15 protein-coding genes and 1 pseudogene are annotated in these 20,904 nt (G+C 44.4%); 12 read left to right on the forward strand and 4 right to left on the reverse strand.

The window, feature by feature from the left end; genetic code table 11:
* Together QUB04_RS30875 and QUB04_RS30880 are read left to right on the forward strand one after the other, a co-directional pair.
* Positions 1-307: pseudogene (locus QUB04_RS30875) on the forward strand (hypothetical protein); the annotation flags it as partial.
* Between the two features lie 414 nt (positions 308-721).
* Positions 722-2,194: a TAXI family TRAP transporter solute-binding subunit gene (locus QUB04_RS30880; RefSeq protein WP_333290495.1), complete on the forward strand. Its 1,473-nt coding sequence runs from the start codon at positions 722-724 to the stop codon at positions 2,192-2,194.
* 274 nt (positions 2,195-2,468) lie between these two features.
* Here QUB04_RS30880 and ruvB read toward each other — a convergent pair whose 3' ends face one another.
* Positions 2,469-3,557, reverse strand: a complete 1,089-nt coding sequence (gene ruvB, locus QUB04_RS30885) for a Holliday junction branch migration DNA helicase RuvB (protein WP_333290496.1) — start codon at positions 3,555-3,557, stop codon at positions 2,469-2,471.
* Between the two features lie 71 nt (positions 3,558-3,628).
* On the opposite strand from ruvB, the gene QUB04_RS30890 reads away from it, so the two are divergent.
* The 9 genes from QUB04_RS30890 to QUB04_RS30930 all read left to right on the forward strand — a co-directional run bounded on the left by QUB04_RS30890 (position 3,629) and on the right by QUB04_RS30930 (position 17,656).
* Positions 3,629-4,168, forward strand: coding sequence for a hypothetical protein (locus QUB04_RS30890; protein WP_333290497.1), 540 nt, complete (start codon positions 3,629-3,631; stop codon positions 4,166-4,168).
* Between the two features lie 181 nt (positions 4,169-4,349).
* Positions 4,350-5,201: an ABC transporter permease gene (locus QUB04_RS30895; protein WP_445301106.1), complete on the forward strand. Its 852-nt coding sequence runs from the start codon at positions 4,350-4,352 to the stop codon at positions 5,199-5,201.
* Positions 5,202-5,377: 176 nt separating this feature from the next.
* Positions 5,378-6,790 (forward strand): ABC transporter ATP-binding protein, encoded by a 1,413-nt coding sequence (locus QUB04_RS30900; protein WP_333290498.1) that lies wholly within the window; start codon positions 5,378-5,380, stop codon positions 6,788-6,790.
* Between the two features lie 15 nt (positions 6,791-6,805).
* Positions 6,806-8,326, forward strand: a complete 1,521-nt coding sequence (locus QUB04_RS30905; protein WP_333290499.1) for a methyltransferase — start codon at positions 6,806-6,808, stop codon at positions 8,324-8,326.
* 48 nt (positions 8,327-8,374) lie between these two features.
* Positions 8,375-13,732, forward strand: a complete 5,358-nt coding sequence (locus QUB04_RS30910; protein ID WP_333290500.1) for a glycosyltransferase — start codon at positions 8,375-8,377, stop codon at positions 13,730-13,732.
* A gap of 136 nt (positions 13,733-13,868) precedes the next feature.
* The gene (locus tag QUB04_RS30915) at positions 13,869-14,702 is read left to right on the forward strand and encodes a class I SAM-dependent methyltransferase (RefSeq protein ID WP_333290501.1); all 834 of its coding nucleotides are present in this window, start codon (positions 13,869-13,871) and stop codon (positions 14,700-14,702) included.
* Positions 14,693-15,409, forward strand: coding sequence for a class I SAM-dependent methyltransferase (locus QUB04_RS30920; RefSeq protein WP_333290502.1), 717 nt, complete (start codon positions 14,693-14,695; stop codon positions 15,407-15,409). The genes QUB04_RS30915 and QUB04_RS30920 overlap by 10 nt, the downstream gene beginning before the upstream one ends.
* A 214-nt stretch (positions 15,410-15,623) precedes the next feature.
* Positions 15,624-16,904, forward strand: coding sequence for a glycosyltransferase family 4 protein (locus QUB04_RS30925; protein WP_333101594.1), 1,281 nt, complete (start codon positions 15,624-15,626; stop codon positions 16,902-16,904).
* Between the two features lie 116 nt (positions 16,905-17,020).
* Positions 17,021-17,656 (forward strand): DUF1802 family protein, encoded by a 636-nt coding sequence (locus QUB04_RS30930; protein ID WP_333290503.1) that lies wholly within the window; start codon positions 17,021-17,023, stop codon positions 17,654-17,656.
* Here QUB04_RS30930 and QUB04_RS30935 read toward each other — a convergent pair.
* The 3 genes from QUB04_RS30935 to QUB04_RS30945 all read right to left on the reverse strand — a co-directional run bounded on the left by QUB04_RS30935 (position 17,643) and on the right by QUB04_RS30945 (position 20,021).
* Positions 17,643-18,293 (reverse strand): ABC transporter permease, encoded by a 651-nt coding sequence (locus tag QUB04_RS30935; protein WP_333290504.1) that lies wholly within the window; start codon positions 18,291-18,293, stop codon positions 17,643-17,645. The two genes, QUB04_RS30930 and QUB04_RS30935, sit on opposite strands and share 14 nt — an antisense overlap.
* A 153-nt stretch (positions 18,294-18,446) precedes the next feature.
* Entirely contained in the window at positions 18,447-19,202 is a 756-nt protein-coding gene (locus QUB04_RS30940; RefSeq protein WP_333290505.1) for an ATP-binding cassette domain-containing protein, read from the reverse strand.
* Between the two features lie 177 nt (positions 19,203-19,379).
* On the reverse strand, positions 19,380-20,021 hold the full coding sequence (locus tag QUB04_RS30945) for an NUDIX hydrolase (protein ID WP_333290506.1): 642 nt from the start codon (positions 20,019-20,021) through the stop codon (positions 19,380-19,382).
* A gap of 322 nt (positions 20,022-20,343) precedes the next feature.
* On the opposite strand from QUB04_RS30945, the gene QUB04_RS30950 reads away from it, so the two are divergent.
* Entirely contained in the window at positions 20,344-20,616 is a 273-nt protein-coding gene (locus tag QUB04_RS30950) for a hypothetical protein (protein ID WP_333290507.1), read from the forward strand.
* The last annotated feature ends 288 nt before the right edge of the window (positions 20,617-20,904 follow it).

Consider the following 20,904-nt stretch of genomic DNA (forward strand, 5'->3'; position numbering starts at 1 on the left):
GCAGCAACAAAAAAAACGAGCTGACAAGTTTAATTTGATTATTCTCAATTTGATTCAAAGAAGCCGCCAAGCCGGAAGTTTTGAGGAAATAGATCAGTTGCAAGAAGAGTTATTTGAGATTTTTAAGCAAGTCATGGAGGATTTGGATAAAGAGAGAATTGATGCGGATTCTTTTCATTCTTTTACTTTTACTTGGGAAACCGCTCTAAAAATTGCGACCGATCGAGAAAAAGTATTGCGTAATTCGTCGCTGGTTTCCCATGATTTAAAATCTAATTTTACGGAGATCAAAAAGATCGAAAAATAATTTATCTTAGCAGTTATTAGTTATTGGTTATTGGTTATGAGTTTATCCCTAGACGCAAAAAGTGGTTTCACACTACTTATACCGGTAAGGTTCGCCGTGCACACCCTACTTAATTGATAAGAGGAGTTATAAGTCATTATAGCAATCCTAAATGATTCAGATAAATTTGTAGGGGTAGTGCCTTTCTTTGCCTACCCCCTATCTATCGGGCAACCGGGAGTGGGATTGCCCCTACAATAATTATGCAAATGATTTAGGATTGTTATAGTAACATGGGAATTGGGAATTGGGAATTGGGAACTGGGAATTGGGCATTGGGCCTAAAAGCATCGGATAATTGTAGATTTTAGATTGTAGATTTTAGATTGAGTGGTAATCTTAATCTACAATTCCCTATGGGAAATCCCCCATCGGATGGGGCCTAAAAGCATCGGCCAAACAGGGAATTGGCTATTGGCTCCTCCACAATCGGGCGCGTCGAATTTTCCGAGTCCTATTTTCATTTTCATCGAGAATACTTTTGATTTTGCCATTATTGATCGAGTCTCAACCTCTATGCAAAATAAATTTCTGCTTCCCGTTGCTCTAGTAAGCGTTGTCCTGATTGGAGTTTTTGGCGGGACTCTGCACCAAGACAAGCAGCGAGTTTATGAATTAACCATGGCGACGGGAACCAAGACAGGCTATTATTATCCTTTCGGACAAGGAATTGCTGAGGTAGTTATGCAACAAAATCCGCGCCTGCGGATTAAAGTTGTTGAGACTCAAGGCTCTGACGAAAATATGCGCCGGCTTGAGGCAAATGAGGCTCAGTTAGCTATTGTCCAGAACGATACGGCTGCTGTGCCCCAAGCGCGGGTAATTGCTTCTTTGTTTAAGGAAGTTTTTCATTTAATTGTTTCGGAACAGTCGGGAATTGAAAGCGTTTCTGATTTAAAAGGAAAACATATTGCGCTGATGGCTCAAGGCAGCGGTTCTTATAGTTCTTTTTGGTTTGTCAGCAAACATTACGGTTTGAAAGCAAGCGATTTTCAGTATACTGCTGGCTCTTGGACTGAGGCTACTAACTTGTTTGCTAGCGGCGAGGCTGATGCTATTTTTCGGGTGCTACCTCTGGGGAACGATTTGGTTAGAGATTTGCTGCAAAATACGCCGGGCAAGTTGGTTCCCATCGACCAAGCAGCGGCGATGAAAATTAAGTTGCCTTATCTGCAAGCTGACTTGATTCCTAAGGGTACTTACAAGGCCGCTCCAGCAGTACCAGATGTGGATTTGCCTACCGTTGAGGTGCAGGCTACTTTGTTGGTTCGCAAGGATGTCGATCCGGTAATAGTTAAGGAAATTACCCGGATTTTGTTCGAGCACCGCCGCAATTTGGTAGCTGCTAATTCTTTGGCGGCCATGATTAGTCAGCCGTCGAAAAGTGGCGGTTTGGCTTTGCCCGTACATGAGGGCGCTCAGGCTTATTACGATCGCGAAAAGCCGAATTTTATAGCAGCAAATTCCAATGTTATCGGTTTGTCTTTTTCGTTTGTTACTCTTTTTGTTTCTTGGCTTTTGCAGTTACGAGCGCGCTTTTTGCAGCAACAAAAAAATCGAGCAGACAAGTTTAATTTGATTATTCTAAATTTAATTCAAAGAAGCCGCCAAGCCGAAACTTTTGAGGAAATAGATCGGTTGCAAGAAGAGTTATTTGAGATTTTTAAGCAAGTTATTGTGGATTTGGATGAAGAGAGAATTGATGCGGATTCTTTTCATTCTTTTACTTTTACTTGGGAAACAGCTCTAAAAATTACGGCTGAGCGAGAAAAAGTATTGCGTAATTGGTCGCTGGCTTCCCATGATTTAAAAGCTGATTTTACGGATGTCAAAAAAATGGAAGAATAATTTATATGAGCAGTTATTAGTTATTGGTTATTGGTTATTAGTTCATTCCTGGATACAAAAAGTGATTTCACACTACTGATAGCGGTAAGGTGCGCCGTGCACACCCTACTTAATTTATAAGAGGAGTTATCAGTCATTAGTTATTAGTCATTAGTCATTAGTCATTAGTCATTAGTCAACAGCCAACAGTCAACAGTCAACAGTCAACAGTCAACTATAATTCCGGTGCAAGCGGAATTGATATGACCAATAACCAATGCCCATGCCCCATTTTTTATTCAATAAAATTCAAGTGTTTTCTAGCAGCAACCGTTACCATTCTCCCGCGATTTGTCCGCTGCAAAAATCCGATTTGCATTAAGTACGGTTCGTATACATCCTCAATGGTTTGAGTATCTTCTCCTGTAGAAGCTGCGAGGGTTTCTAAGCCCACTGGGCCGCCGTTAAAGTTCTCAATCATTGCAGTCAAAATCCGCCGATCAGTCCAATCTAAACCTAGCGGATCGACGTTGAATAATTCCAGGGCGAGTGAGGCAACTTCGGCATCAATTGGCTTTAAATTTTTGACTTCGCTGTAGTCTCTAACTCGTCGCAGCAAGCGGTTAGCGATCCGGGGGGTTCCGCGAGCTCGGCGGGCAATTTCTGTGGCTCCTTCTGGGGTGATTTGAGTGTCGAGAACTTGGGCGGTTCTTTGGACAATTAGACTAAGTTCGTCTATTTCGTAGTAGCGTAATCTTTGGATCAAGCCGAAGCGATCGCGCAATGGAGATGTCAGCGATCCGACTTTTGTAGTTGCTCCTACTAAAGTAAACGGTTTCAGGGGTATGCTGCGGATTTTTGCGGTTTTTCCTTGCCCGATCGTAATATCTAACCGACAGTCTTCCATCGCCGGATAGAGGATTTCTTCCGTAACTTTAGATAAGCGGTGAATTTCGTCGATAAACAGCACGTCGCCTGCTTTGAGGTTGATCAGCAATCCGACAATATCTCGCGGTTTTTCTAAGGCTGGGGCGGTGGTAATTTTGCATTCAACTTCCATTTCTGCTGCTAGAATTAGCGACATTGTGGTTTTTCCCAACCCTGGAGGCCCGTAGAGTAACAGGTGATCCATAGGTTCGCCGCGAGATTTGGCGGCTGCAATTGCGATCGCCAAAACTTCTCTTAAGTCTTTTTGCCCGATGTATTCAGCTAGCCGCTGGGGCCGGATTTTGTCGTCTTGTTTGCTGTTAATTTCGTCGGGTAGTTCTTGCGATTCTAGCAAAGATTCCGCCTGGGGTTTGGCGGCTTTTTTGCGACGGGCCGGGGCTATGTCTTCAGGTAGATTTGGGTCGGGGGGCTGTTGTTTGGAGGATATAATAGCCATATTTATCTGCGTTCGGGCAGCGGGAAGTGTTTACAATTGTTAGCAGAATCTTTAAAATTATTGAGTTCGTTATGAGTATTCCATCTTCTTTATTAGCATCGGAAAGCATAACTTTTGAGGGGGCGATCGAGCTGACTCAATCTTTACTGTCGTTCATGGACGCCGATCGACTTTTACAAGCCGACATCCAGCAAGCTGTTACATCTCTGGTGAAAACACAGAACGGTGCTAGGGGGTTTTTTGTCACCTATCTAACGGACGATGGACCGGAGGCAGATCACCCGTCACCCGGAGTAGTCGAGGCGCTGCGATCGGCTCCTGAGATCGTAGCAGAACTGCTGGTGAAAAATTTGGCGATGTCGGCGGCAATGGTTGTGCATCATTCGCGCCAGCAAAAGGAGGGAATGGCGGCTGATTCTGCTAGAGTGCAGGAGCGATCGCGCAATTTAATTCAAATCCTGCAAATGCCAGCGTGTCAAACTATAGCGTCGCAAATGCTAGAAAGTTTGCAGAGTGGCAACGGCGAGTATGAAAAATTTTTCCGGCGGTGGGGCTACGACGACGAGCAAAAACTAGCGATGGGTTCGGCAGTTCGATCGGCGATCGGCTAAAATAACCTCCGAAGGAAGGGGAAAGAAGAAAGAAGGAAGAAGCCCAAGCCAGGGTGGCAGATCCTTGATTAAAGCGGCGAGGCTGTGGAATAATTGCGGTTTAGCAAAAGCTGCACAATTGTAGCTTGAGTTGATTTAGGTGTGAAGCGAGTGAACGAGGGCGAAAAAATTGCTGAGAACGGTGAAAGGAGTTGCCCAAAAGGCCCGAAGGGTGCGCGGCAGGCTGCCCGCAAGTACGTCCCGGCGGTGGGCGAAGCTGAATCTGCTGGCAACCTTGGTGCGCCGGGACTTGGAATCTCAATACAAAGGCTCGATTCTGGGCAATTTGTGGCCGCTGCTGAATCAGCTATCGCAATTGGTGATTTACACATACGTATTTTCGATCGTCCTCAAGGTAAAGCTCAGCCTTGCAGGCTTCCCAGAAAACAGCGACATTACATTTGGAGTCTGGTTGTTTGCAGGTTTGCTGCCTTGGACTGCCTTCACCAGCGGTTTGATCAAGTCGGCAGTATCGGTGGTGGGGCAGCCGAATTTAGTAAAAAAAGTGGTATTTCCTCTCGGTTTGCTGCCCCTTGTGCCGATTTTTACAGCTTTTCTTGAAAGTTCTCTGGGTTTAGCAGCTTTGATTGTGATAGTAGCAGTGTCGTCGCAAAAGCTCAACGCTACTTTATGCTTGCTGCCGCTGGTGTGGGTGCCTCAGTTGCTGATAACTGCTGGTTTGGGATATTTGACAGCCGGCTTGACTGTATTTTTGCGAGACATTCCTCAGACATTAGGTGTTATTCTAAATTTTTGGTTTTATTTGACGCCGATCGTCTACCCAGCATCCATCATCCCCCAAGAGTGGCGAGCGTGGATATTTTGGCTCAATCCAATGGCCGCCATCTCGGAGGTTTATCGAGACCTCATACTGCTTGGAGAAGTTAAGCATTGGGGCGAATGGGGTGTCGCCACGCTAATTTCTGCTGCTATATTTTGTGGAGGTTTGGCGGTTTACCGGCGTTTGCGTCCCGCTTTTGCTGACGTGCTGTAAATTTGTTTTAGAGCTAAAGTCAATTCTTCAATCTAAAATCCCCATAAAGGTGTTTGCAGCAGCGGAATGCAAGTCCTCATAAAAATCCGAGGACGGTCGTACTCACTACAAACCTATTTTTAGTTCGAGCGAACATAATATCAATCTAAAATCTAAAATCTAAAATCTAAAATCGGATGACAGAAAATGTAATTTCACTAAAAAATGTTTCCAAATGCTTTAAGCGGTACGATCGTCCAGGAGACCGCTTAAAGGAAATTATTTACCCCAGCAAAAAACTTGCTGACGAATTTTGGGCCCTGCACGACATCAATCTGGAAATTCCTCAAGGACAAACTCTGGGAATAGTCGGTCGCAACGGTTCGGGGAAAAGCACTCTGCTGCAAATAATTGTGGGTACGCTGACTCCTACCACAGGAAGCGTAGATGTTAAAGGCAGAGTCTCCGCTTTGTTGGAACTCGGAAGCGGGTTTAACCCGGAATTTACCGGGCGACAAAATGTGTTTTTTAACGCTCAGTTACTGGGATTCAATCAAAAAGAAACTGAAGAAAAGTTTGACGATATAGCTGCTTTTGCTGATATTGGCGATTTCATCGAACAGCCAGTCAAGACTTATTCTAGCGGTATGTTTGTCAGGCTAGCTTTTGCCGTTGCGACTAGCGTAGAGCCGGATATTTTGGTGGTTGACGAGGCGCTTTCGGTGGGCGACGAAGCTTTTCAACGCAAGTGTTTTGCCCGCTTGCAAAGCATTCAGGAAGGTGGCGGAACAATTTTATTTGTTTCTCACGCTGCTACTTCTGTGGTGCAACTTTGTACGTCGGCGATTTTAATGGATAGCGGTGAATTGCTGCTCGCTCACACGCCGAAGGTGGTAATTTCTAAGTATCAAAAGCTGATTTATGCCGATCCGGATCAGGTTTTGGGGTTGAAGTCAGATATTCGAGCTCTTAACCAACTGACAAAACAGGAAAGTCAAGACCACCTTCAGGATGCTAATTTAGAAAGCACAAAGAGGGAAGTTAAACCCGCTCAACATCTCTCCAAACCCAAGGAATATTACGAGGAATTTTACGATCCGGGGATGATACCGTCGAATACGGTAAGGTATCCGTCTCGCGGAGCGGAAATTATCAATCCCCACATCGAGACGCTGAAGGGCAATGTGGTAAATCACTTGCTTGGTCGTCAAGATTATATTTACACTTACTCTGTCACTTTCTCGCGGTCAACTTCCAAAGTTAGGTTTGGAATGTTGATTAAAACGATTAGCGGTTTTGAGTTGGCGGGTGCTTCTTTGAAGGCTTCTACTCAGTCAGTTAGGTATGTGGAAGCTGGAACGACAATTGTAGTGAAGTTTCAGTTTAAATGTTTGCTGAATCCCGGTGTTTATTTTCTGAATGCTGGGGTTGTGGGAACGGTAGATGGAGATTTAACTTATCTGGATCGCTGCGTTGATGTGGCGATGTTTAGGGTTCAGTCTTGTACTGAGTCCTGCGGTAACGGTATCGTTGACTTGCTGATCGAACCGTGTTTAACTGTTGTTAATGCTGATACTCTAGTGAAAGAGCCGTCAACAGAGGTTATCTAAAATTCTGTAAAAACAATGAACGATATCAATTTAGATTTAGTAGAAAATCCCGTAATCAAAGCATTTATTCAAGATCAAGCTAAGTTTCCCGAAAATTTTAAACTGAATATCTGCGAAGACGATGAAATGTATTTGTTCAGCTTGAACAACGTCAAAGACGATCGCGAGCGGGCTTGGGTGCGCTATTATTCGATCGGGCGTCGCATCTTGGATACGGTTAAACAAGTTGTGGAATGGCATTTTGGCAGTTTTGAAAATGTACCCTCTTTTCTAGATTTTGCCTGCGGTTACGGTCGATTTACCAGGTTTTTGATTCAGGAAATACCGCCGGAACGAATTTGGGTTTCTGATATTTATGCTAACGCGGTTAAGTTTCAAACTGAATACTTGGGCGTCAACGGTATTGTCTCAACTGGAAAACCAGAAAATTATTTAATTGAGCGCAAGTTTGACTGCATTCTGGCTAATTCTTTTTTCAGCCATATGCCGGAAAGAACTTTTACAAGTTGGCTGCAAAATTTGTATGATTTGTTGACTCCTAATGGCGTTTTGATGTTTAGCGTTCACGATGAGTGTTTACGGGCTCCTGATGTAGAAATGCCTGCCAGCGGTATTTTGTTCAGCGCCAACAGCGAAAGTCAGTCTTTAGATAAGGAGGAATACGGCACAACTTATGTAACTGAAAAGTTTGTAAGAGAAACTGTCGAGCGAGTTAGCGCAGGCAAAGCTTTTGTTCACCGCATCAAAAAAGGGATATGCAGGTTTCAGGATTTGTATGTTGTCACAAATGAGCTATTTAAAGATTTTTCGGAGTTGAAATTCAATCATCACCCGGAAGGATATATTGATGTTGCTGCTTTTACGAATAAGGAGAATTTGTATCTAGAAGGATGGGTAGCTGATGTGAATCTCGACGGTCGAATTGAGGATCTGCAAGTGCTGGTAAACGGCGAGGTTGTACAGAGATGCGAGCCTTTTTACGATCGCCCGGATGTGGCTGGATATTTTGAAAATGATGGGGCTTTGCAGTCTGGTTGGAGCTGTTATTTACCCAAAAACACTGTGGCGCTGGAGGATGTGTTAATAGTCAAAGCAATCAATAACTATGGTTGGGAATGGATTCTGGAAACTTGCACTGTTAACTCGCTGATTAACCAAAGACAATCGCAGTCTTTATTGGGATCTACTCAGACCAAACTCAAATTACTTGAGACTCAGTTAGCGTCGGCTAGGAGAGAAGAGGAGCAAAATCAAAATAAGTTAATGATTACTCAAACAAAGTTGGAAGAATCTCAAATAAAATTGCAAGAAACTCAAAATCAATTAGTTTCAGCTCAAACGCAATTGGAGCAAACTCAAAAGCAGTTAGTATCTGTGCAAACGCAGTTGGATAAAACACAAAATCAGCTAATTAATCTCAAGGAAGAACTAGAGCAAGCGAAGTGTCGGGTTTTGGCAATGGAAAGCAGCAAGTTCTGGAAGATCAGAAGCGCGTGGTTTCAAGTCAGGCAATCCCTGGGCTTAGCGGGAGAGTAGCGAGTAAATTTGGTGTGGAATTAGGGCGAGGGAGAAGGGAGAGAAATTGTGAGTACAAATGACAGCAAACCGTCGGTTTTTATTGTTACCGGAATGCACCGTTCCGGTACGTCTTTAACAGCTTCTTTGTTTCAGAAAGTCGGGGTTGATATTGGCAAAAAGTTAGTGGGCCCGGCTGACGGAAATGTGAAAGGTCATTTCGAGAATGTTGATTTTGTGGAGTTTCACAAAAGTGTGTTGCGATCGCACGGTATTGATGAACTCGGATGTACGTTTGAAAAAACGATTCCGGTAGCACCAGAATACGTCGAAATCGCCAAAAGCGCGATCGACCAAAATCAACAAACTCACAAACATTGGGGTTGGAAAGACCCGCGAACAGCCCTTTTTTGGGATTTTTGGCTGACTTTGCTCCCCGAAGCTAATTTTATCTGTGTTTATCGATCGCCCTGGGAAGTAGTCGATTCCCTTTACCGCCGGGGAACCGATGTCAGCTTGCTGCAAAATCCCGAAAAGGCAGTAAAAATGTGGATTCACTACAATCAAAAAGTTTTAGAACTTTACGAACGTTTCCCCCATCGCTGTCTCCTAGCCAACGTTTACCCCATCGGCAACACTCCTGAACTTTTCCTCCATCAAGTCAACGAAAAATTTAATGTTAACTTAGGTGCGATACCGGGCGACAATTTTGAAGAATCTTTATTAGTCAACGATATTGTCAAAAGTCACAGACCGAGTTTAATAGAAAAATATTTTCCCGAAGCATTAGAACTCTATGAGCTTTTGGAAACCCAAGCTGGCAATCTCAGCAGCGAATCGAAAGGTGCGATCGATCAAGTTATTAATTTCCCAGCATCTCCAGTCTGGCCATTTGAAGATTGGCTAAAAATCCGCTTGCTGGAAAAACAGCAAAAAACTAGCTCTTCCGAACTCAAACAGTGGCAAGAACAATTTCACCAGGCCCAGGCGAAAGTGTTGGGATTAGAGACAGAATTAGGAGCAACTCAAGTACAGCTTGCAGGCAAAGAATCAAATTTTCAAGAAGCTTTAGCAAAACTCCTCGGATTAGAAACAGAATTAGGACAAACTCAGGTACAGCTTGCAGGCAAAGAATCGCAATTTCAAGAAGCTTTAACAAAAGTCTTAAAATTAGAAGCAGAATTAGGGGAAACTCAGGTACAGCTTGCAGGCAAAGAATCGCAATTTCAAGAAGCGTTAGCGAAACTCCTCGGATTAGAAACAGAATTAGGACAAACTCAGGTACAGCTTGCAGGCAAAGAATCGCAATTTCAAACAGCTTTAGCGAAAGTATTAGAATTAGAAGCAGAATTAGGGCAAACTCAGGTACAATTTGAAGAGACTGAATTTATATTGCAGCAAAAGTTAGCTGAGTTACTTCAGTTAGAAACAGCACAAAGTCAAAATCAGGAAAGATTAAAGGATACTCAAGAAAAATTAGAACACTCCCGCCAGGAAACGGAAAATTTTCGGGCAGAACTTGCTACAATCAAGTCTTCAATATGGTGGCAAGTGAGAGAAAAGTTGTGGGAAGTTCAGCGCCAAATCCGCGACTTGTTCCCTAAATTTATTTTTTCCTTAGATCGACCCACTACTTGGCAAGTTTGTGATTCCAACCTGCTAATTGTGGGCTGGGTTTTTAACCAAAAAAGAGAGACTACAGCAGTCCGCGCCAGAATTAAAGACCAGAGTTTCGCAGGCGTTTACGGCATAGATAGAAGTGATATAGCGCTAGCACACTCTAATATTCCGGCGGCGAAGAAATCAGGTTTTACAATTCAATTGGAAGCGCCTGCGGGACGGCACGAAGTGCTACTGGAAGCGCAAGATGAGCGAGGTAAATGGCATTTCTTGGCAGCTTATCCGTTGTTAGTTTCCACGATTCAAGCATCGTTAGATGTACCGGTGGTGTGGGAACAGCGTCAGGGTCAAATTTTGTTTGCAGGTTGGTGCTGCCACCACGATCGCAAAATTGCTAAATTAAGCTTGTTGTGCGGCGATACTTCTGTAGAATGCGCCTACGGTTTACGGCGAAAAGATGTCGGCGAAGTGTTTCCCGACTGGGTTAACAGTTCGGAAAGCGGTTTTGAGGCCCTTGTCGATTTGCCGCCAGGGGAATGGCACGTTTCTCTGCAAGCTGAGTTAGAAACCGGGGAAATTTTGTCTTTTCAAGCGCCTAAAATATTGACAGTGCGACGCTACCATATCTGGCAGCGAAGTGCAGATAAGTTTGAGGAGTTATCAAGGTTTACAGCCGCAATTCAGCAGCGGGCGAAGGAAAGAAAGCAGCGTCTTGGTAGAATTTTGCCTCTGCCCTGGGAAATTGTGAAAGTGATCCGCCAGTTGGGGAAGATTTATCGGCAGCAAAAACAGTTTAGTGCGCCCGGAGATTTACTGCCACCTGCGGGTTTTGTGGTGCCTCAACCCATTGATAGGTATGACGCTTGGCTGGAGGTGAATCAGTGGAACGATCGCGCGCGCGATTACTTGATTTCTCGGTTAAAATCCTGCCAGGAACCGCTGCCAAAAATTTCGGTAGTAATGCCAGTTTACAACCCGCAGATAGATTTTTTAGAAAGTGCGATCGACAGCGTAATCAATCAAGTTTATCCAAACTGGGAACTCTGCATTGCCGATGATTGCAGCACCGAATTTACTGTTGCTGAAAATTTGAAAAGCTGGGCCCAAAAGGACGATCGCATCCGCATCACATTTCGCACAGAAAACGGCAACATCAGCGCCGCAACCAACAGCGCCGCCGCCCTCGCAACAGGCGACATCATCCTGTTTTTAGACAACGACGACGAACTAACTCCCGACGCATTAGGCGAAGTCGCCCTATATTTTGCCGCGCATCCAGCCACCGATTTTCTCTATTCCGACGACGACAAAATCGACACTAAAGGTCGCCGATTTGCCCCGCAATTCAAACCAGAATGGTCGCCGGAACTGCTGCTTTCCTATATGTATCTCGGTCATTTGTGCGCCGTGAGAAGACACATTTTTGAACAAATAGGCGGTTTGCGGATCGGTTTGGAAGGGTCGCAAGATTACGATTTTGCCTTGAGAGCAACCGAAATTTCTCGCCACGTCGCGCACCTGCCGCTAGTGCTGTATCACTGGCGAACCGCACCCGGTTCTACAGCCATATCTGGGGCAGCAAAACCCGCCAGCTTTGCCGCAGGTCAACAAGCCATTCAAGACGCACTAAACCGCCGCCAAATTAACGGCAATGTCGCTCAGCACGCATGGGCAGTTAAAGAAAATCTGGGCATATTTGCCCAGGAGTTCCCGGATAACGGCCCATCAGTAACGCTAATTATTCCTACTAAAAATCAGCTTAAGTTGCTCAAAGCCTGTCTGGATTCTCTAGAAAATACAACCTACCAAAATTATCAAGTTGCCGTTATCGACAACGAAAGCGACGACCCTAAAACTCTGGAATACTTAAAGGAATTAAATTGCCAAGTTTTGAGGATAAAAAATCCTGGGGGCAAGTTTAGTTTTGCAGCAATTAACAACCGCGCGGTCGAACAAGTTGATAGCGAATATGTGTTGTTTTTGAACAACGATACTGAAGTAATTAACCCGCGCTGGCTGAGTCAAATGGTGGGATATGCTCAAATTTCCGCAGTGGGTGCAGTCGGCGCGCGGCTTTTATATCCCGACGGCAGAATTCAGCACGCGGGCGTAATTCACGGGCTGCATCACGGTTTGGCGGGTCACGCTTTTAAGCTGATGAACAGCGAAAATCGAGGCTATCTTTCTCAGGCGATGGTAACGCGAAATTACTCTGCGGTAACAGCGGCTTGCATGATTACTCCGCGTCAATTGTTCTTAGAATTGGGCGGTTTTGATGAGGAGAATTTTGCTGTTGCTTACAATGATGCAGATTACGGATACCGACTGTTAGAACGGGGTTATCGGTGCGTATATTGTCCCGATGCGGAGTTGTTGCACAAAGAGGGAACTTCTAGGGGTTTTACCGACAATCCTCAAGAAGTGGCGGCTTTTAGGCGTAAGTATGCGGGCAAAAATGACAGTTTTTACAGTCCTCACTTGTCTTTAGAAGATGAGTATTTTCATATTCAACCTCGACGGGTTTTTATGAAGGAAGAAGGTTCGGCAACGGATTTTGTAACGGATGTAACGGATGTAACGGATGTAACCGAGAAGGCAGAACGCAAATTTAGTGATTCTGGTTTGTTGGAAGCAGCCAATGGTTTTGTTAATCCTATCAAAGTTTTGATGTGTAGCAATTCGCTGGATTTCACTGGTGCGCCGCTGCATCAGTACGAAATTGCAGTGCAATTAGCGGCTGAGGGTGTGATTAAGCCGATCGTACTTTGCGTAACAGACGGGCCCCTGCGTCAAGCTTACGAACAGCAGGGAATTGAAGTAATTGTGCGCGACAATCCTCTCGAACACATCTACCAGCGCGATGCTTATGATGAAGCCATCCGCAGTTTTAGCACAGAAATTGCAAGTTTAAAACTAGATGCAATTTATGCCAATACTTTAGAAAACTTTTTTGTAGTTGATGCCGCGCGGCAAATCGGAATTCCGGCGGTGTGGAACGTGCACGAAAGCGAACCTTGGCAAACTTATTTTAACAGGTTTGGTTCGGAGATTGCGGCGAGAGCTTTAGAGTGTTTTAGCTTTCCTTACAAAGTTATTTTTGTGGCAGATGCCACGCGGGACAGGTATTTGCCTCTCAACAGCCACCACAATTTTACCGTGATTCACAACGGCTTAGATTTGAGCAAACTGGAAAATTCGGATAACTCTGAATTGGCTATAAAAACTTTAGGTGTTGCAACGGAAGATGTGGTAATTCTGCTGCTGGGAACGGTATGCGAACGCAAAGGACAGCAGGATTTAGTTAAGGCACTTTCTCTTTTGCCTGACAAATGGCACAATAAAATTAGGTGTTTTATTGTGGGCGATCGTCCCAGTATTTACAGCAATAAATTAGCCGAGTTGGTGGGGGAATTGCCAGAAGAGTTGCGGCAAAGGGTGACAGTAGTCCCGGAAACTGGGGAGACGGGAAAATATTACAAAGCGGCTGATATTTTTGTGTGCACTTCTCGCGTCGAAAGTTTTCCCAGAGTGATTTTGGAGGCGATGGCCTGCGATTTGCCAATTATTACAACGCCAGTTTTTGGGATTAAAGAACAAGTGAGACCGGGAATTAACGGTTTGTTTTACACGCCCGATCGCCCAGAAGAACTAGCGGCCTCACTGCATAGTTTATTGGAAGATAAATCTTTGCGCCAGCGGTTAGCAGAAAATGCTAAATATGTGTTAGAGTCTTTGAATAGTTTTGCAGAAATGACTCAAGCTTATGGTCAAATTTTTAGAGAAGGTTATTTTACTACTAAAAAGTAATCGTTCAAGATTCAATGGTAAAAAAGTATGGCGTCAAATTTCCAGCATCACGGAAGAGAACACATCCAATGAATTAACAGCTAAAAATTACTGGGAGACTAACCCAACAGCCGCAATTGGGAAGCAGGGTTACTGGTTGTCTAATCCGATTATCGAAAAAACTATCAACCATCGGCTGTCAGGTGGTAATACTCAAGGTTACTGGCTAACCTGGTTAGTCAAAAAATATTTAAAAAATCGACGGTTCGATCGTCTTTTGTCGATTGGTTGCGGTGTGGGAAATCACGAGATTCTCATGGCTAAATTAGGATTAGCAACTCAAATTGATGCCTTTGACTTTTCCGAAACTTCTTTAGAAATTGCTAGACAAGATGCCGCCGCAGCGGGAGTAGAGATTAATTTTTATCAAGATGACTTTAATTTGTTTGCGATTGATGATAATAAAAAATACGATGTAGTTTTTTGCTCTGGTTCGCTGCATCACGTCAAAGAACTAGAACGATGTTTATCAATTGTTCAGAAATGTTTAAAACCCGATGGATATTTTATTGTCAATGAATACATAGGAGATTGCTACAATATATATAATCAAGCTCAAGAGGATGTGATTAATCGCATTTACAAATGTTTTCCCGACACGCTAAGGTCGGGAACAACTGAAAAATTTTCTAGTCCAAGTATTGAGAAAGTATTGGCGAGAGACCCTTCAGAAGCAGTCCGGTCAAAGCTGATACTTCCGTTTTTAGAATTCTACTTTGATGTGGAAGTGTTGAATCTAGCCGGTGGGGGGTTGCTTCACGAACTTTACCCTTTTTTAGATCACGATCGACTTTCAGACGGAGAACCAAAGAGTGAAACAATAATAAAGTTATTGCTTGAGATTGAAACAATCTTAATGGAGCAACCGGGAGGACTATCAAGCGACTTTTGTTTGTGTATTCTGAGACAGAAAAAAAAACAATGGAAATAATACCGCCTAAAGTAGATTATGAAACGGCGTGGGACAGTTACGCCCAACAGTGGCAAAAAAGTAATACCGAACTTGCCCATATTGGCGACGAATGGATAGGGAAAGCTGCCGGTGCCGCTAACTCGCTATCAGAATATGAATCCTTGATAGAACAGCAATTTATTGCACCGTACATCAAAAAAGAACATACGGTTTTAGAAATTGGTATCGGCGGCGGAAAAACAGGTTCGCTGTTGCTGAAATATTGCGATCGACTAATTTGTGCCGACATTTCCAGTCAAATGCTGCAAGCGGCCCGATCGCGCTTGGGAGACGATCGCGTTTCTTACGTCAAACTCGACGGTTTAACATTAGACGGCATCGCTCCAGGTTCAGCCGATGTCTGCTTTTGTTACGATACAATGGTACACGTAGAGCCAGTAGATATATTCAACTACCTTACTCGAATTCCCAAACTGCTGCGGGGCGATCGAATTTGCGTCTTTCACCACGGGAATATTCTCAGCGAATTAGGGTGGCAAAAATTCGCCAGCGAGTGGGACAAAAACCTGCTGGGACGCAGAGACGGCACTGCATTTTCAGTTATGACTGATACAATTATGGAAAAATTTCTCACTCATTTAAACTATGAAATCATCCTGAAAAATACATCTTCAGTACCGCGAGATTGTGTCTGGATCTGCAAAGCACCAACCCCCAATGAATAAAACCAAAGCTTTTTAGCCGCCTCAAAATATTTTATTCCAACTAACAACAGACAACAGTCAACAGTCAACAGTCAACAGTCAACAGACAACAATCAACAGAAAACAGACAACAGTCAACAGTCAACAGTCAACAGTCAACAGTCAACAGTCAACAGACAACAATCAACAGAAAACAGTCAACAGTCAACCGACAACAGTCAACAGTCAACAGACAATGAAAGCATTATTTCTCCATCCCAACTTCCCCGCCCAATACCGCCACATTATCACGGCTTTAGGCGCAGATCCGAAAAATCAAATTGTTTTCGGCACTAAAAACGAGCGCCCAGAGTGGAACATTCCCGGCGTTCGCAAAGCAGCATTTACCCCCAGCCGGGAACCCCACGCGCAGACTCACCAATACGTCCGCCCTTTAGAAAGTGCCGTCATCTACGGACAAGCCGTATTTAGAATGGCAGAACAACTCAAAGCAGACGGTTTCGTACCCGATATTATCTGCGGACATTCCGGTTGGGGGCCGACATTGTTTGTCAAAGAAGCTTTTCCAAATACACCGCTTTTGTGCTATTTCGAGTGGTTTTATCATGCTATTGGTTCCGACGCAGATTTCGACCCAGCGGAACCTTTAACAGTTGACGATATGGCCAGAATTAGAATCAAAAATGCGCCGATTTTGATCGATTTATACTCTTGCGATTGGGGTTTATCACCAACTTATTGGCAGCGATCGCAATTCCCGCCAGAATTACAACAAAAATTATCGACACTCCACGACGGCGTAGATACCGATTACTTCAAACCCGACCCCGGTGCTAAACTAATTTTGCCTAACTTAGACTTGTCTGGCGTTGATGAAATTGTCACCTACGTATCGCGGGGAATGGAACCTTACCGAGGTTTTCCCGAATTCATTGAGTCGATCGCCTATGTACAAGAACGCCGCCCCAACTGTCACGTCGTAATCGTTGGTTCAGAAAGAGTTTGTTATGGGCGTTCTTTACCCAACGGCGAGTCTTACAAAGACTATATGCTCAAAAAAGTACCCCTAGATTTGTCGCGAGTTCACTTTGTCGGGCCCCTACCTTACGGACTGTATCTAAAAGTAATTCAAGCATCTGACGTACACGTTTATTTGACCCGACCTTTTGTACTATCTTGGTCGATGATTGAATCTCTATCAACCGGATGTTTAGTAATCGGTTCCGACACAGGGCCAGTCAGAGAAGTTATCCGCGACGGAGAAAACGGTTTGCTAGTCGATTACTTCTCACCAAAACAAGTAGCCGATCGCATTGATGAAGTTTTAGACCATCCTACCCGCATGGCAGACATTCGCATCAAAGCCCGTCAAACCGCCCTAGAACGCTACAGTTTAGCTAAAATGCTGCCGCAACATCTACAACTGATCGAGCAAGTAGCAAATCGTTCCATGCCGCCGACAGTTGGTATGGAACCCGAACGGGAATTAGCAGCATCTTTTGCAGTGAGAATTTAGCAATAAAGGGTAGTCCTGCATAGTCAGGACTACGCCAATTTTAACAGGAAGAAATGGCTGTACTTGCTTGAAAGTACCGATTTTTGTTACTATTGTTAAAACCCAACTAAATTCCCATGAAATCAACTACTAGGGCGCTGAAAGAATGGAATGTAGCAGTTAATGCTTTGGAACAAGCTCAAACCATTGTGCTGTTGCGGAAGGGGGGAATTCGCGAGCAAGCAGGACAGTTTAATGTCACTGACAAACAGGTTTTGCTGTATCCCACTTTTGAACACCAACAGCCGGATTTATTAAAGCCGGAGTTTGCACATCAAGTCAAGACTGTCGAATCGGGTTGGCATCCTGAAGTTATTAGAATTGGCAGTTGGGCGGAGATTACTGATGTTTTTTTGGTAGCTTGGGAACCTGCAATTACTGCGCTATTTCCGTACCATATTTGGAATGAAAATTTTGTCAGCGATCGCCTGAAATGGAAAAAAAATCAGCCAATTTATATTTTATTGCTGCGGGCTTATCGCCTTGCAGAAATCCGCGAAATTCCCTACATTCCTGAATACGGCGGTTGCCGTTCTTGGATCGATTTGGCAGATGCTATTTCGGTGGAGGGAAGCCAAGCTGTTTTGAGCGATCGAGAGTACATTGAACGCTCAAATGAAATCCGCAATCTGATAGCAAATCCTGCGAATGCTTCGGGTTCGCAGAGAGTGACAACGCTGACGGAAGGTAGTCAGGATTTTATTCCTCATTAATAGTTTTTAAGGTACTTTTCGAGAGGCGCGCTTCTACGAAACCCAGCCCAAAATCCGCAGCTAATGCCATTAAAGCGGCCGGAATTGCCCCAGCTAAAAGTAACTGATTGTTGACGGTAGCAACGCCCCGGAAAATAAACACCCCCAAGCCGCCGGCACCAATTGCAGCGGCGATTGTAGCGAGTCCGATCGCAATTACCGCAGCAACTCGCACGCCCGCCAGAATCACGCCCAGCGCCAGGGGAATTTCCACTTGCCATAACAGTTGCATATCAGTCATTCCCATGCCTCTTCCCGCTTCCGTAATCGCTGGATCGACGCCGACAATACCAGTATAAGTATTGCGGATAATTGGCAGTAAAGAATACAGAGTGAGGGCGATAATTGCCGTGCGATCGCCTATTCCACCCACTACCGGCACCGGGATTAGCAAGCCAAACAAAGCTAAACTGGGAATTGTTTGCATAATATTAGCAAATCCCAAAATTGGCTTTTTCAATTTGGGTTTTCTCGTGGCTAAAATTCCCAGGGGCATCCCCACAATAATAGCGATAAAAATTGCAACAGTTACTAAATATAAGTGTTCACTGGCGCGCCGAATTATCTCAGCGCCATAGCGGTTGATAAATTGCATCATGTGGGAATTAGTAATTAGGAATTCGGAATTGTAAATTATGGTATAATCGAATATCTCGTAGGAGTGGGTTCACCAATATATTTAATTTCCCGCCATCAGCTTCAAAAACCCAGCCATACCCATAAACGAATGATGCGATCGCACATCATATTATTACCCCGTTCCGGGTAATTGCAAACATTCAAGAAATGCCCCAGCTTCTGGATGCTGAGATTTGAGAAAATCATCAGGTGTTGCCAATTCAACCAACCGTCCGTCTTGCATCAAACCAATTCTAGAAGCTAACAAAAAAGCTTCTTGAATGCCGTGAGTCACAAAAATCACAGTTTTGCCGAGTTGCTGCTGCAATTGACCGAATTCCCGCTGTAATTCCAGACGAGTAATCGGGTCTAAAGCACCAAACGGTTCGTCCATTAACAATATCGGAGGGTCAGCCGCCAGTGCTCTAGCGACGCCTACCCGCTGCCGCTGTCCGCCGGATAACTGATGGGGATAGCGTTTGGCGAAGTGCTGGGGATCGAGGTTGACTAATTCTAACAGTTGCCGGACGCGAGATTGAATACGATCGCCCTCCCAACCTTCTAATTTTGGCACTAAACCGACGTTTTGCTCGACGGTAAAATGGGGAAACAAACCAATTTCTTGAATCACATAACCAATTTTTCGGCGCAGTTGAATTGGGTTCCACTGAGTTGTCGGTTTTCCCATGACAATAACTTCGCCGCTGCTTGGCGTTAGTAAATTGTTAATCAATTTCATGGTAGTAGTTTTGCCACTTCCGCTGCGTCCTAGCAATACTAAAACTTCTCCTTGGAGCACTTTGAAGTTGAGTTTGTCTACTAAATGCCTGCGGTTGAGGCGATATGTCACGTCGAGGCATTCGACAGCAACTTCATTATTGAGAGGCATGATTAGTTCCGGTGATTTTGGTTTTCAGGAATTTTAGAACTTACACACAAGGGGCTAGAAACCCGGTTTTTTTCTTAGATAATTTGCTGCTTAACCCAAGATTTGTCAGAGAAACCGGGTTTATGAGCGTAAGTCCTAAAATTCAAATCAGCGAGCGTCGGGGGACAATTCCCAATTCTAAAATCTAAAATCGACTTGATTTTGCCATTCTAGCAGTAAGGCTCGACATTGGAGGCAAGTTAATTTTTTGAGCAAGTCGCGAATTCCGTCTGGGGTGACAGGATATTCAGCACCGATAAATTCGGGGTTTACTGTTGCTGTAGGGTGCAATTCTGCAACAAAACCGTAGAGTTTTTGATTGGAGAAAGAACTGTTTACTGCCCAGCCAAGGGTGTTGATCGGTTCGATGCGGGCGATCGCACTTTCTGTCACGCCTAATTCTTTCTTGATTATAGCTGGAACGGCTGCTGCTGGCGTGGCTTCGGGTGGTACGCGACCGCCGGGAAAATCGAGGGTTGCTTCTGCCACGCCGGGGCGATACATCGGTGGGGGAAACAGCAATTTGTCAGCTTGAATGGTCAAGATTACAACTGAATCTGCTCTTTCTACTCGCCAATATTCTACTGTTTTTCCTTCGGTTGTTTCGAGATGTTCGGCGATTAGTTTTACCCAATGAGAGTTGATTTCTACAAAGCGATCTAGAGTTTTCCACTGGGATTTTGCAGTTTGGTTCATGTCGGAATTTTTGAAATAAATCATATCAATTCCGGTTGCACCGGAATGATGTTGACTGTTGACTGTTGACTGTGAATCGAACAACTGAAAATTGCGCCCAGATAGGTGGCGACTTGTAACAATCCTTCATGAATTGCCCTCTAATTTATCATTCCGATGCAGCCGGAAACGATATCAGGTGTTGTTTGTTATGGTAGGCGATCATTGCCGAGCTGAACAATAGCCGATCGACCTTTTCAGCTTTGAGTCCGTTTTTTCCTCTCGATTGTAAATTTTTGCTACAACGTTACACATTCGCCTAGATAATTCCGTAACATAGACTACATAATCAAAATTTATCTGCGCCTTCGCTCTGCGTTGTTTCAACCGGGCCCTGGTGCAGAGTCTTAGCTAGACAGGAGTAATTATGCAACTGCAAACAGATATTCGTACTTGGCAATCCCAACCAACGCCCGGAAGCTTCGCCAGTGTCCGCGACTGGGAAAGATTTGGCTGCGCCGTACCTGCACCAAAATTGACTCCTTCTATGTGGGTTAAATTGTTCAATCCGCCAACCGCATTCAGCTTTGACGAAGCGTGGCTGTTGTGTGAATCTTCGGAAGAACAGTGGCTAGCTTGGATTCCTGATTATGGCGAAATTTTACTGAGTACACATGAATTTTGCGCTCCTAAATCGTGAATTACGCAGACCAACTTTCATAAACCAGGTGTTAAAATCCATATCCCTCGCGTTCCACGGGATTTTTTGGAAACAAGCTGGTTTCTGCGTAATTATCTCGTTTGCAGTGAGGAATGCAAGTCCTTAAACTTTGATAAGGACTTGCATTCCTCACTACAAACCTCTTATATGATGTCGTTTCAGCCGATATCATAGAAGTGCTAATAGATATTAGACCTCTTGCAAAAATAATTAGGACGGGCTCTGGGGCCCATCCCACAAGAAAAAATAACTCTTGTGGGATGGGCC

The sequence above is a fragment of the Microcoleus sp. D2_18a_B4 genome, assembly GCF_036702475.1.
GTDB lineage: Bacteria > Cyanobacteriota > Cyanobacteriia > Cyanobacteriales > Microcoleaceae > Microcoleus.